Source organism: Gimesia sp. (assembly GCF_048262075.1).
GTDB lineage: Bacteria > Planctomycetota > Planctomycetia > Planctomycetales > Planctomycetaceae > Gimesia.
On the sequence record NZ_JBLXFK010000007.1, the window covers coordinates 15,625 to 29,404 of the forward strand.

Consider the following 13,780-nt stretch of genomic DNA (forward strand, 5'->3'; position numbering starts at 1 on the left):
TCACCAGAATCAGCCAGGCTGTGATTAGCCGAAACCACCACCCCCGCTATCACCCATGTAGCCCCCTTCTGGAACATCCAGGTTTGCATAGTTGGCAAACCGCATCGACGATGCCATCCAGGTCAGATTGATAATCCCGGTGGGACCACTACGGTGCTTGGCCACGATGACTTCCGCCAGACCAGGGCTATCTTCCGGATCATACTTATCCGGACGATGCAGAAACATGATCAGGTCGGCATCCTGTTCGATGGCACCACTCTCTCGCAGGTCAGCCAGGCGCGGACGCTTGTCATCACGCAGTTCGACTCCACGGTTCAACTGGGCCAGCGCGATGATCGGAATATTCAATTCTTTACACAGGCCTTTCAGGCGGCGGGTAATCGAAGCAATTTGCTGCTCACGGGGCATCGTTTTATCTTCAGGTTCGATCAACTGCAGATAGTCGATAATAATCAGTCCCAGATTACTGAGTCGCTTCAAACGTCGGCAGATCGCACTGATCTCCTGAATCGTCCGCCCCGGTTTATCATCAATAAACAGAGGCATTTCACTGAGTTCTGACGACGCTTCAATCAGGCGGTGGCGTTCATCGTCTTCCAGGTCGCCGGCACGCAGTGAGTGACCATTCACGCCGGAACGAATACAGAGCAAACGCTCGGCTAACTCAAGCTTGGACTGTTCCAGACTGAAGACAATCGTGGCCGTCCCCCCTTCGTCCGCGGCGGCTTCCGCGAAGTTACAGACCAGCGCGGTTTTTCCCATACTGGGACGAGCCGCCAGAATAATCAGTTCGGAAGGCTGAAAACCATTGATCTGGGTATCCAGATCCAGAAAACCCGAGGTCAGCCCGGTCAGCATGCCCTCTTTCTGAGAGCGCTCATGAATCCGATCGAAGGCATCCATCAGGATGTCACGGATTTCAATCTTATCCCCTTCGCCCTGCTGTTCCAGAATACTGAAGATACTCTGCTCCGCCTTATTCAAGACGTCCAGCGTGTCACCCTGCGGTGCATAACTTTCACGGATGATTTCCGTACAGGAATGAATCAGGGTCCGTTGTACCGATTTATCCCGGACAATCTTTGCATAATACTCAGCATGCGCCGCGTGGGGCACACTCTCCAGAATCTCATGCAGATACATCACCCCGCCAGCTTCTTCCAGTTCACCTTTCGAATCCAGCTCTTCAGCGATGGTCACCGCATCGATGCCTCGCACACCGGAATCATGTAAACGGAGAATCGCGGCAAAAATCCGGGTATTTTTGTCACTGTAGAAGTGGTTGCCCTTAACGATCTGTACCAGATCATCGATCACCACATTATCCAGAAGAATTCCGCCTAACACCGCTTTTTCCGCATCCAGGTTTTGCGGTGGAACCTTACCGAATAACTCTTCGACGGATTCCTGCTTCGGACGGCGAAAATTTCCTTTACCGGCGACTGACATAACCATCCCCTGGTTCTGTAGGCAATATGAAGTGAGTTCTCTCTGCAGCACAGTGGTCAGATCAACGTAGTGCTTAAGCAATCAGCAGATCAATTCGCGCTGCGAGAGCAATCATATATAACAAAAAGAGGCCCGGCAATATAGCGGACCTCTCTCTTATTCGTGAAACTCAGACTGGTAAAATTTCTCTTACCTGACCGGGCTCAGCTTTTTTCTGCAGTCGGTACGACCCAGACTTTGACTTCGGTTTTCACCTTATCATGCAGCTGCATTTTCACGGTGTACATCCCCAGCTCTTTCAGAGGTCCTTCCAGGCGAATGCTGTCTGCACTGATATCAAAGCCACCCTCTTTCAAAGACTTGCTGATATCAACAGCCACGATGGAACCGTAAAGATGGCCCTCTTCGTTGGCATTGGCTTCCATCGTCACACTGTGCTTACTCAACTTGTCAGCCAGATTCTTCAGAGATTTCAGACGATCTTTTTCGAGCTCGGCCATCCGCTTCTGATGCTGGACGACCATCCATTTATTGTGATCAGTCGCAATCGTCGCCAGACCATAAGGCAACAGGAAATTACGGGCATACCCAGGTTTGACCCGGACAATATCTCCCTGCTCACCAAGGCTATCCACGTTTTCTGCCAGTAATACTTCGATAGATGATTTGGTACTACCGACGACAGCGGAGCTACGTTGTTTACGAACCATTATCAGTCACTTCCGTAATTTTTGTTTGATACAATCGTTTAAAAATACTGTTACCTGCTGTGTAATTCCCCAGCGACCGCGCTTCAATTAGAAGGGCACATCATCATCAGGAATTCCACCAGGGGTGTTATCATAAAATGAATCTGCAGGACTGGAACCGCCCCCCTGCGAGGGAGCATTTCCGCGTGAGGCATATCCGCCTCCCGAGGGTGCACCACCGCCGCCGCCACCTGATTCACCTTTGCCGCCCAACATGGTCATATTTTCGCCTACCACTTTGAGCTTACTTCGTTTTTGTCCGGACTCTTTATCATCCCACTGATCCAGCTGCAATCGACCTTCAATCAGGACCGAACGCCCTTTAGTCAGATATTCGCTGGCGACTTCTGCAGTACGCCCCCATAACGTCACATCAACAAAGGTGGTTTCTTCTTTGCGGGAATTTGAGTTCTTGTCAAACCAGCTGCGATTCACCGCGAGACCAATCTCAGCGACCGCACTCCCACCCGGTGTATAGCGCACCTGTGGGTCGCGTGTTAAATTGCCTACCAGTATGACTTTATTAAAACTGGCCATAATTGGTCTCCCTAAGTTTGAATGTTATAAACGGGAACATTCCAGAACAACTATTTCTGAATCATCGAACCAGCGATGAACCACAAGAACGCATCACAATTGAGTATAGCGTCTCTCAATCTTAAATACCCGGGCCAGACAGCCCTGGAAACGCTACAGTAAAACTGGATACAGTCTAGTTTTCATCATCGTCGTCAACAGCATCATAATCAGCTTCATCCGAGTCTGAATCTCCCTTGGATTCTGCTGCAGCGGATTCTGGAGCAGAACTGGGATCAATGGCAGAGACCATCGCATCAAACAGTGTCTGAGGCTGCTTGATTACCATCTGACGAATGACAATGTCACTCAGGTGGCAGGCACGGGTAATCAAATCCATACCACTACCTGGCATCGTGAAGTACACGAGATAATGCAGGCCTTTCATGTGGCCTTCGATCTCGTAAGCCAGTTTTCCATCCTGCCATGGACGGTGTGCTACGACTTCAGCACCAGCCTTCTCCAGGATTTCCATCAGATGAGCAATAGTCCCTTCATGATCAGCAGCAAATTTGCCACTGTCCAACAGGAACATTCCTTCGTAATTTACCATAACTGCTTTTTTTTCTGCTACAGACAAGACTTTTCTCCCGGAATAATTTGGCTTCTATGATTCAGCCAGATTGTTGATCCAATTCTCATTTATTTCTTATTGCCGGTTCAACCAAACCGGGATCTGTTTACTCAGGTGCATTGACCTGGTTCATGGCCATTTCAAGTCCGTCCTGAACCCAGCATTCGATCCCCCTGGCAGCATTGTCAACTGCCGTCGCGATCAGCTCGAATTCCTGTTTCCCCTGAAATCGACCTAAGACATAATCCGCTGCTGAAAATCCGGCAGGAGGCCGTCCCACACCCACTCTCAGGCGTGGTACATCCTGAGTACCCAGCTTCTGGATAATATCCTGTAATCCTTTTTGTCCACCTGCTGAACCAGACCCCCGCAAACGGAGACGCCCGACAGGCAGATTCATATCGTCACAAACAACCATCACATCTGTTGCTGGCAGTTTGAAAAATTTCGCCACAGCGGCAACACTGCGGCCACTTAAATTCATAAATGTTTGTGGAGCTACAAGTAACACTTTATCGCCGCCACAGGAAATCTCAGTGACTTCCGCTTCAAACTGGCTTCGTGCCCCAGGTGCTCCATGCCACTCTGCCAATTGATTCAACACTTCAAACCCGACATTGTGACGCGTTCGTTCGTATTTTTTACCGGGATTCCCCAGCCCTACGACCACTTTCACTGCGACACCCGCCAGATTTCAAATACTTAACCGATACTGATCACACTGAGTGATCTTAGTCTTCTGTTGTTGCTTCTTCCGTTTCAACTTCAGGCTCTTCTGCAGGCTCTGCTTCCTCAGCACCATGTGCCAGCACATGCACAACTACCAGTTCCGGTTCATTGTGAATTTTGCAGCCACGTGGGACTTCAATGTCACGAACATGAATCGCATCACCAATTTCCAGAGCATTGATTTTCACGGAAATGTAGTCCGGAATACTATGAGCCAGGCAGTCCAACTCCAGGGCATGCAGCGGCTGTTCCAGGATACCGCCATCAGTTGCTCCAGGTGATGTACCCCGCAGTCGCACGGGAACTTCCAGTGTCACTCGTTCCGAAGCATTAATCCGGATCAGGTCAACATGCAGAATTTGTGTTCCGAATGTATCCCACTGCAGATCCCGCAACATGGTTTCTTCAACATTACCATCAACGTCGATCTCGAACACACGTTCGCGATTTTTGACCAGATCCTGCAGTTCGCGTTCATCCACGCTCACATGTGCGGGGTCCTGACCGTGGCCGTAAACCACTGCCGGAATCCGACCAGCACGGCGAATATGTCGACTTTCGATCGAGCCTAGTTTTTCACGCTTCGTAGCACTGATTTTCTGCAATACAAAATCGTCTGACATTTCCCAACATTCCTCGAGGAGTGTTACAACAGTTAACGTCGCCCCACTCTTCCATTAAAGACTTTTGAATCTATCACCTGACACTATGTCATTAAATACTGTTGATGGTCAACCAGTGCCCCGCCTGAATCAGTGCTCACTGATGTGTCCCGCTTCATTCAAATACGCTTTTCGTCATTCGCAACCAACAAATGATTCCAAAGACGCATCAATTGAATTAGTCACAGGCTAAAGTCAGACAGCAAAGGCAGTTCCGTCTGAAAAGCACATATAGTCCAAGGGCAATCCCAGCGATTCCACCCGCGTGAGCGGCTGGTACTTCACCAGTTTGCTATAGTTGAAGCGTGCAAAAATAACTTCCCGCGCACAAATCTGCAACCGATTCCCCCCTCTATCTTGCTTGAAAGTTCCAAGACATGCTGTTTTTTTGATTTCCACAAGTCGATTCTTGCTGTCCCGATCAGCCACACTTTCCTTTTCCCAGAAAAAGTGTACACAAAAACATCCTGCGATTCAACCAGCGTCCCCCAGACAGATAACAGGGAACCCAATGATTCCAACAGACCGCAATTCCACCAGTTTACGTATTGGCTCCAGCAAAACAGGCTGTAGAATAGATTGAGAGTGACTCAAATGCCTTGGCATACCATATCCCCGCCAGACAACAATAAGGCTGAGTGGATGAATTTGACCAGAATAAACCGCACGAACGTTTCCATCGTTATAACCTGCCTGCTCCTGCTCCCCGTCTTGGGGCTTTATGCTGATGAACCGGAAGAAAAACAGGCCCCCTTTCAGCCCAATGCACAGAAACAGGCACCCGCACAGAATGCTCTCAACCCACTGAAGAAAATTATTCAGGGCTGGTTCGGCAACCCCAAAGCTGCCCAACAGGCAAACAAACCAGCACAATCGAAAAGTCCAGACTATTACCGTTTTCCCCAGGACCTGGAACAGGAACGACGTTTCAAAAGCGTGCAGCAGTTAATTGAAGGAGAACAATGGCAGGCAGCTCGTGAGAAATTGCAACTGATGCTGGAAAACAGCTTGAATCTGCCCGTTCACATCAATGGCTCCCGTGAGTTGATTACCGACCGTGAGCTGATCTATGAACTTTTGCAGCTTATCCCGGATGAAGAACAGGAAAAATTCACACGTCAGTATGAAGCACTGGCCAGCAAACTTCTCTCCGACGCCCTGCGAAATAATGCCGCTCCAGAGGCTTACGCTGAAATCGCCACCCGGTTTGCCAGCACCCCTGCCGGCTTCGATTCGATGAACTTCCTGACCTCGTATCATCTCGAGCGAGGAGAATTCGGCCTGGCCGCACAATACCTGCAACGCCTGCTGAAAATGCATGCCCCGATTACCAGGTCGCGACAGTGGAAAACAAAAGCAGCCTATATTTTTAAACAGACGGGAAATGAAGACCTTGTCGCTGAACTGTTCCAGCCGGATGACGCGTCTGATGGTCTCAATCAGTCCATCAGAATTGGTGGTGCCGACGAAAGTCCACTGAAGTGGTTGCAGAAACAGGAAATCCTACAGACCACCTCCAACCTGATGCTCACAGAGTGGCCGATGCTGTTCGGCTCTCCCAATCATGCAGCCCGTGCTCAAGCCGCCGATCCGTTACTGATCCCCCGCTGGTCCTATCCGCTCACATCGAATCATTCCATACAGACTCAGTTACAACTGATCCAGGAAGATCTCACCAGCGCCCGACGTGCCACCATTCCTGCGCTGCCTCCTCTGGCAATTGATGGTAAAGTCATCTTTCGTACTCTCAAGGGAGTGCAGGTACTCGATTCCCGCACGGGTGCCCCGCTCTGGGAAGCCGCGCTGGAAAATTCACCGGAAACGGCCTATATCAATGCCCAGCTCAAAAGCAGCAACACACCGCAGGCCCGAGGCTTGTTTGATGCAGAACAGGAACCACAGTCATTTTCACCTTATAAAGGGACAGACCCCGATTCCCACGCCTTAACCAGCCTGCTCTTTCGAAATGCCAACTGGGGCAGCCAGAGCAGCGACGGCAAGCACCTGTTCGTACTGGAGAGCATGCGCCTGAATCTGGGGCGCTCCGGTTCCGCAAGGAATTTCAACCGTCTGCGGCAGCGGGGCGGGTTTGATACAGACTTCTGGTCCAGCAATCAGCTGGTTGCCTACGATCTGGAAACCGGTCAACCCAAATGGAAACTGGGCGGAACCCGCTTTGAAGAACCATTTGACCTTCCCCTGGCGGGCACTTTTTTCTTCGGAGCTCCCACTCCTGCTGAAAATGAACTCTATATTATCGGCGAACGGGACCGGGAAATCCGCGTGTATGCGCTCGATCCGGAAACCGGCGAGGAACGCTGGTCGCAACAGATAGGCAATCCCGATCAGGATATTGAACTCGACATGGTCCGCCGCTGGTGGATCGCTCCCGTCGCAATCGACCAGGGAGTCATTATCTGCCCGACGACGATTGGCCTCTTAACTGCCATTGATCGCCTGAATCATTCGATTCTCTGGTCAACCAGATACGAACCGGTCAGCACCACCAACAACAACCAGCAGTTCAGTCACATCAACCAGACTGCGCGGGAACCCCTGAATCAGCGCTGGTGCCCGTCTGCCCCTGTTATCAGCGGAAACAAGGTCGTTTATACACCCCAGGACGATGAAACGCTGGTCTGCCTTGATCTGATTACAGGCTCTCCCTGCTGGACGCGACGCGCCAAAGAAAGTTCACTCTACCTGGCGGGTGTCGTTGATAATCTGATTCTGCTGGTTGGCTTGAATGGCGTACATGCGGTTTCACTGACTGACGGTAAAACGGTCTGGAACAAACCCTTTGATTCAGAAGCAGGCCTCCCTTCGGGTCAGGCAGTCATCGCCGATCACCGTCTGCACGTTCCTCTACAAAGCGGGCAGATCTGGACCTTTGACGTCAAGTCGGGCATCATTCTGAACAAAATCTTCAGCCCCGACGACAGGCAGCCGCTGGGTAACCTGATCATCTACCAGGGTCAGTTTTTGTCACTCAGCACGGCAGGACTTGCCAGCTTCGAACAGAAACAGACCTTCGAAGCGGAAATCGAACAGCTGAAACAAGAGAACGCCAGTGACCCGCTGGCACTCTTTAAAGAATCAGAACTGTTGATAATGAGTCATCTCTATCCACAGGCTCTGATGAAGTTGCAAGCGATCAATCCCGCGCAGCTTTCTGGCAAAAATCAAACTCAATATCAGGCCCTGATGATCGACTGCCTGACTTCCCTCATTCGTTCAGACTTCAATCAACATGATGAACTGGTCCAGCAACTGGAACAGCAGGTCGCCTCGAAAAATGAGCGCATTGAACTGCAAAGACTGCTCGTGGAACGTGCCCGGGCTCGCAATGAGTTTTCTACGGCTCTGAAAATTCTGCTTGAGCTCACGGCGGCGCCGGCAGACTCCCTTATCAAAACAGGCGGTACGGAAACGCAAGTTGACTGCTGGATCGCAGGACAGGCCAGTGATCTCTGGCAACAGGCCGCGCCCGCACAACAGGCCCAGTTTACACAACAGATCAGCGAGCGCGCCCGGCAGACTCTGATGAAAGATGCCGAAACCAGGATACGCTTTCTGCAGCAGTTCGGCTCCCTTGACGCTTCAATTCCGGTACTGCGGCTGCAAATCAAGCACGCAATGCAATCGGAGCAGTTCTTTGAAGCGGAACTCTGGCTGTCCCGATTGATGAATCTGAAATCGCCTCAGTATACAGCTGAAGCATTGGCGGGGATGGTTCAACTCTGTGTGAAATTCAACCTGACGGACGACGCCGCTTTTTACCTGAATCAACTTTCACAGTACGACCCCAGCCTGGTCGTAGCAGAGAACCTGACTGTTGCACAATTTCAGGATCAGTATCACCAGAACCTGCAGACAGACAGTCAGAAACAATTGCCGGAAAACTGGCGCCCCCGAAACCTGAAACTCATTGTAGGTGGTTCGGCACGATATTATTCCTCGGGAGAAAACACGCTGGATACCAGTGGCTCCAGCCTGCCGTTCTACCGGTCGCTGATCCTGACCGTCCATCCCAAAGAGAATCGTCTGACGATGAAACAGCCTGCGGGAAATCAGCTGATGTGGTCAACCCCACTGCGATCAACGATGCAATCTCGCTCATCCAGCTTTAATGAAAGTGATGTGGTCGGGCATAATCTGATTCTGCAACATCGAGATATGCTGCACTTCTTTGATCTTGTCGATCATAGGCTGATCTGGAGCCAGAAACTGGAGAAGGAACAGACAAACCGGTATTATTCCAGCTCCTACCGCCTGACACCGGCTCAACTGGGAAATGAATCCACTCTCGTGCATCGACACCACCCTTCAATTGCCATCCGCAAAGTAGGTATGATTGCCGCTGCCAATGCTGACTATACCTGCTATTACAGTCGTCGGCAGATCATCCTCATTGATACCCGTACCGGAAAAGTCCGCTGGACCCACGACAATGTCGATCAAGAAACCCGCGTGCTGGGTGACGATCGCATGATTTACCTGGTCACCCGGGATCGAGTCACCAAAAAAGTTCTGCGTGTCAGTGATGGCCAGCAGGTAGACATCGGGAAAACCAGGCAATACCTTGAAAATGCCATCTATCAAGGCGAGTCTGCATTTGTCGCCATCTCGTCAGCAGAAGACACAAAACTGCCTGGCCTGACAGCCGGCGTCAGTTCCATCTTTAGTTTTCACCCCCAGTCCAGTGAGTTCAACTGGAAGCTTGATTTTCCCCGCGACTCCCAGTTTGGCCTCTTCAGCCACCACTACCTGTCAGTATTAAGCCCTAAGGGACAGTTATCTATCATTGATCTCAGAACGGGGAAACGCTCTGAACTGGAAGGCATCCCACGGGCAGAACTCAACAATCATCAGAATTTCTATCTGGTTGCAGATCAGAATCAGATCTATTTCGCCGCCCATTCGCCTTCGCATAATTCCATTTCGGTCAACATCCCCTCAATCCCCATCAATGGAATGCTTTACACCTTCAATCGGCAGACGGGAAAACGACTCTGGAACCAGGAAATTGACAAACAACATCTGGTCCTCGACCAGCAGAATCTGCTGCCAGTTATCCTGTTGGTGTCGCGAGATTACAAACGCATGGGAAATCGCTCTACCAGCATTATTCATCTTCAGGCGATCGATAAACAGACGGGCGATAGCCTGCTCTCCTGGAATGCACCGATCGACTCCAATATCAGAGATCTGAACGTCGATTTTGGACAAAAAATGGTAGAAATCCTGACTTATAATGCAAGAATTCGCCTGTACGATGACGATGAACTGGCAATCCGCGAACAGAAACAGGCAGCCCCCCTCCCCCCCGCTGAAAAGCAGACAACTGAAAAGAATTAAAATTACTACTTGCGAAACAAGACTTATAAAAATATAATGGGGGAGTTTCGCATTAGTATAAATGTCAATCTTAAGAAAGCGTCCATGTACCGTTTCTTAGTACTGATTCTGATTGCTTGCCTGGTGTTGCCAGCTGCCCCCGTTTCGGGTTGCGAGTGCAGCCAGAAGCAGGACAGTCAGGCCAAGAGCTGCTGCTGCAGCAAATCAGCCTCTGATAAGAAGGTCTCGACGAAATCCTGCTGCTGCCGAAGTTCCCACCAACCGGATCAACAGTCCCCGTCGAACCACAAACAGACACAATGTGAGAAACCAGCTTGTCACTGTCATCAGTCGTTTTCACAGACAGCTGCAACTGTCTCTGTTAAATCAATCGAGTTAGAGCAACAATTACGCAGTCAATTCGAATCCATCAATCTGACTGCTCAGCTCACTCACCCTGTTCGCCCCGCTACCTCACGCAATTTCGAACGGCGTCCCCCTGAAACTTTTGACTCCGCAGGGGAATTCTGCGCGCACTTCTGCTTCTGGTTAATCTAGCCCTCTTTCAAATCTGGATTAATCACCTCCGTTCTCAAGCAACAGACGCTCTCGTATGAGCCTTGCGCTGTCCCCTGCCGAATTTGAGTTCCGTAGCGGAAAATGGGAACGGATCCTGCTTTCGTTTATGTTGCACTATTTTTTGTAACAACCACACAATATTTCAACACTCAAGGAGAAACCCATGCGTCAAGTATTATCCATCGCTGCTTTAATGGCAGTCGCTGCTTTTGTTGGTCAGAGCTTTGCTGCTGAAGAAGGTAAAGCAATTTGCCCCGTCGCCGGCAAACCTGCAAACCCAGCTCAGACGGTCGCTTACAAAGGTGGTTCTGTCAGCCTCTGCTGTGGAAACTGCAAAAAAGCTTTTGAAGCTAACCCCAAGAAATTTGCTGCCAAAGCCAACATGCAGTTGGTTGCAACCAAACAGGCTAAGCAGGTCAACTGCCCCTTCGCCGGCAAACCAGTCAACCCTGCCCAGGCAGTAACAGTTGCTGGCACTGAAGTGAAATTCTGCTGCGGTGGCTGCAAAGCAAAAGCATCAAAAGCAGAAGGCGATGCACAGATCAAACTGATCTTCAATGACAAAGCCTTCGAAAAAGGATTCAAAGTCACTGAAAAGTAATCTGTGCCTGCTTCGACTGTAGCATCTTGAAACCAGCGGGACGAGAGATGCTACAGCAGACACAACTGCTGACCAGTTGATAGAATTCTCCTCAGCATCCATTTGCGGACCAACATGCTGTGGCTAAAACAGGAGCGGGAGTTTTAAAGCAAACTCCCGCTCTTTTTTTGTTCGACTGATACCTGCCTGATTACGTCGTGTATTCTGAATTCAACCGCACATATTCCTGCGTCAGATCGCTGGTCCAGAACACAACCTTCTCATTTCCGAATGGCAGTTGAACCTGAATCAGTACATCCCGGTTTTGCCGAATCCCATCCGAGATCGCCTGTTCGTTATAGTCGGCAGGCCTCCCGTCCTCATAGATCAGCGCCCCGTTAATATGCAGCACGATGTCCTGTTCATTCAGTTTCACACTGGTCCGTCCGGTGGCAGAAACAATTCGACCCCAGTTGGGATCGGAGCCTGCGATCGCTGTTTTCACCAGCGCGTCATTGGCAATTGTGCGGGCAATTTCCATCGCATCAGCGCGCCCTGCTGCCCCGGAAACTTCAATCGTGACGAAATGGTCAGCACCTTCCGCATCCCGGATGATGGCCTGCCCGAGCTCCATCGCCACTTCATCCAGCGCAGTCTGGAACTGCCCCAGCTCCGCTTCTGATAGAGCATCTGCTCCCGAGGCACTATTGGCCAGCAGAAATACGGTATCACTGGTACTGGTATGACCTTCTACAGAAACACAGTTGAAACTACGATCGACAGCATGCCTTAACATCTGATCGGTTTGTGCCACACTGAGGGGGGCATCCGTCATTATCACTGATAACATCGTCGCCATATTAGGAGCAATCATTGCAGCCCCTTTCGCAACACCGCTTATCCGGATCTCCTGACCACCAGCATTGACCACCCGCGTCGCACGCTTGGGAACGGTATCAGTCGTCATCATTCCCCGGGCTGCATTCAGAAATGCTTCTGAATCAGAGCCCAAATGTTCAATCGCTGCAGGAATCCCCGTTTCAAGCGGAGTGCGAGGCAGAAATCGCCCAATAATCCCCGTCGAACAGACCAGCACCTTTTCTGCTGCAATATCCAGACCTGCGGCCACTAGACCTGTCATCCATTTCGCATCTTCAATGCCCCGCTCCCCGGTACAGGCATTCGCATTGCCAGAGTTGATCACAACCGCGCGCAACGAATCGCCGGGGACCCGTTCGCGGGAAACTTTTACCGGGGCACCACACACCTGATTTTTTGTAAACACCCCTGCTCCAGCACAGGGTACATCTGAAACAAACAGAGATAAATCAAAGGTCGATTTCTTTTCCTTGATCCCACAGGCCAGGCCTGCGGAACGAAATCCCCGGGGTAATATCATGTCAGCAGTCAACTGCTTCTCCTCACGGTAAAATTGTTTCAGACGATCAGGCCCGTTATTTCCGGGTAACCAGCCATCAGATTGAAATTCTGGACGGCAACACCCGCTGCCCCTTTGATCAAATTATCGATGGCTGAGAACACAATCAATTGATCACCGGCAAATTGCACTGAAATATCACAGTAATTGGTACCCGAAACATTCTTCGTCGCCGGGATCGCATTGATGATTCGGACGAACGGTTTGCCTTCATAAAAGGATCGATACACGTCCAGCAACTCTTCGCGACTGGCAGCTTTGGTCAGGCGGGGGTACATGGTCGCCAGAATTCCCCGATTCATCGGCGTCAGGTGTGGTGTAAAGGTTACTTTTACTTCTTTCCCGCCAACCGTGGTCAGTACTTCTTCAATTTCGGGAGTATGGCGATGGGTGCCAACTCCATATGCGGTAATACTTTCATTGCATTCGGGATAAAGGGTGCCCAGCTTGGGATTCCGCCCGGCCCCACTCACACCACTTTTGGCGTCGATAATAATGCCCGTCGGTTCAATCAGACCGGCTTCCATCAAAGGCGCCAGCCCCAGAATCGCCGTACTCGTGTAACAACCCGGGTTGGCAATCAGATCTGCTCCCGGTATTTTTTCCGCCCACAACTCGGGTAGACCATACACGGTACTCCCCAGGCGCGTGGGATCGATATGCACGTGGTGATACCATTTTTCATAGACGGCAGGATCGCTCAACCGATAGTCGGCACTCAGATCCACGACCCGACAGCCTTCTGCCAGCAGATCGGGAATGACTTCCATACTCGCCACATGCGGGAGTGCACAGAAGACAAAGTCGGACCGTTCGGCAATCTCGGCAGGCGTCAGTGCTTCGCAGCACAGATCCAGGCGACCGCTCAGACAGGGATGGATCTCACTGATATGCGGCGATTCTTCAGAACGGGAAGTCAACGCCACAATTTCAACGTCTGGATTTCGCAGCAGAATTTTGATGAGTTCCAGAGCCGCATAACCGGTAGCTCCCATGATGGCAACTTTTGTCATTATTTACTGATCCGATAAAGTTTCGCTGCAGAGCCGTCATCTGATCGACTTCTGCCAATTAAAGATTGAAAACGTACATTCTAAGCCTGAT

General features: G+C 50.7%; 10 protein-coding genes. 2 read left to right on the forward strand and 8 right to left on the reverse strand.

Annotation, left to right across the window (positions count from 1 at the left end; genetic code table 11):
* Nucleotides 1–24: 24 nt before the first annotated feature.
* The 6 genes from dnaB to ACN0YH_RS14975 form a co-directional block, all read right to left on the reverse strand.
* Nucleotides 25–1,452 carry a replicative DNA helicase gene (dnaB, locus tag ACN0YH_RS14950; RefSeq protein WP_417380376.1) on the reverse strand — a complete coding sequence of 476 codons (1,428 nt, stop codon included), beginning with the start codon at nt 1,450–1,452 and terminating at the stop codon, nt 25–27.
* Between the two features lie 203 nt (nt 1,453–1,655).
* The gene (gene rplI / locus ACN0YH_RS14955) at nt 1,656–2,162 is read right to left on the reverse strand and encodes a 50S ribosomal protein L9 (RefSeq protein ID WP_417380377.1); all 507 of its coding nucleotides are present in this window, start codon (nt 2,160–2,162) and stop codon (nt 1,656–1,658) included.
* 87 nt (nt 2,163–2,249) lie between these two features.
* On the reverse strand, nt 2,250–2,738 hold the full coding sequence (gene ssb / locus ACN0YH_RS14960) for a single-stranded DNA-binding protein (protein WP_417380378.1): 489 nt from the start codon (nt 2,736–2,738) through the stop codon (nt 2,250–2,252).
* A gap of 175 nt (nt 2,739–2,913) precedes the next feature.
* Complete coding sequence (rpsF, locus tag ACN0YH_RS14965; protein WP_417380379.1) at nt 2,914–3,330, reverse strand: 30S ribosomal protein S6; 417 nt, start codon at nt 3,328–3,330, stop codon at nt 2,914–2,916.
* A 127-nt stretch (nt 3,331–3,457) separates the two neighbouring features.
* The gene (pth, locus tag ACN0YH_RS14970; protein WP_417380380.1) at nt 3,458–4,027 is read right to left on the reverse strand and encodes an aminoacyl-tRNA hydrolase; all 570 of its coding nucleotides are present in this window, start codon (nt 4,025–4,027) and stop codon (nt 3,458–3,460) included.
* A 55-nt stretch (nt 4,028–4,082) separates the two neighbouring features.
* Nucleotides 4,083–4,703 carry a 50S ribosomal protein L25 gene (locus ACN0YH_RS14975; RefSeq protein ID WP_417380381.1) on the reverse strand — a complete coding sequence of 207 codons (621 nt, stop codon included), beginning with the start codon at nt 4,701–4,703 and terminating at the stop codon, nt 4,083–4,085.
* Between the two features lie 681 nt (nt 4,704–5,384).
* Here ACN0YH_RS14975 and ACN0YH_RS14980 point away from each other — a divergent pair.
* Entirely contained in the window at nt 5,385–10,100 is a 4,716-nt protein-coding gene (locus ACN0YH_RS14980) for a PQQ-binding-like beta-propeller repeat protein (RefSeq protein ID WP_417380382.1), read from the forward strand.
* Nucleotides 10,101–10,821: 721 nt separating this feature from the next.
* Nucleotides 10,822–11,259, forward strand: coding sequence for a hypothetical protein (locus ACN0YH_RS14985; RefSeq protein ID WP_417380383.1), 438 nt, complete (start codon nt 10,822–10,824; stop codon nt 11,257–11,259).
* 190 nt (nt 11,260–11,449) lie between these two features.
* Here the strand turns inward: ACN0YH_RS14985 and argJ are convergent, their stop codons facing one another.
* Nucleotides 11,450–12,649, reverse strand: a complete 1,200-nt coding sequence (gene argJ, locus ACN0YH_RS14990; protein ID WP_417380384.1) for a bifunctional glutamate N-acetyltransferase/amino-acid acetyltransferase ArgJ — start codon at nt 12,647–12,649, stop codon at nt 11,450–11,452.
* A 26-nt stretch (nt 12,650–12,675) separates the two neighbouring features.
* On the reverse strand, nt 12,676–13,689 hold the full coding sequence (argC, locus tag ACN0YH_RS14995) for an N-acetyl-gamma-glutamyl-phosphate reductase (protein WP_417380385.1): 1,014 nt from the start codon (nt 13,687–13,689) through the stop codon (nt 12,676–12,678).
* Between the last annotated feature and the right edge of the window lie 91 nt (nt 13,690–13,780).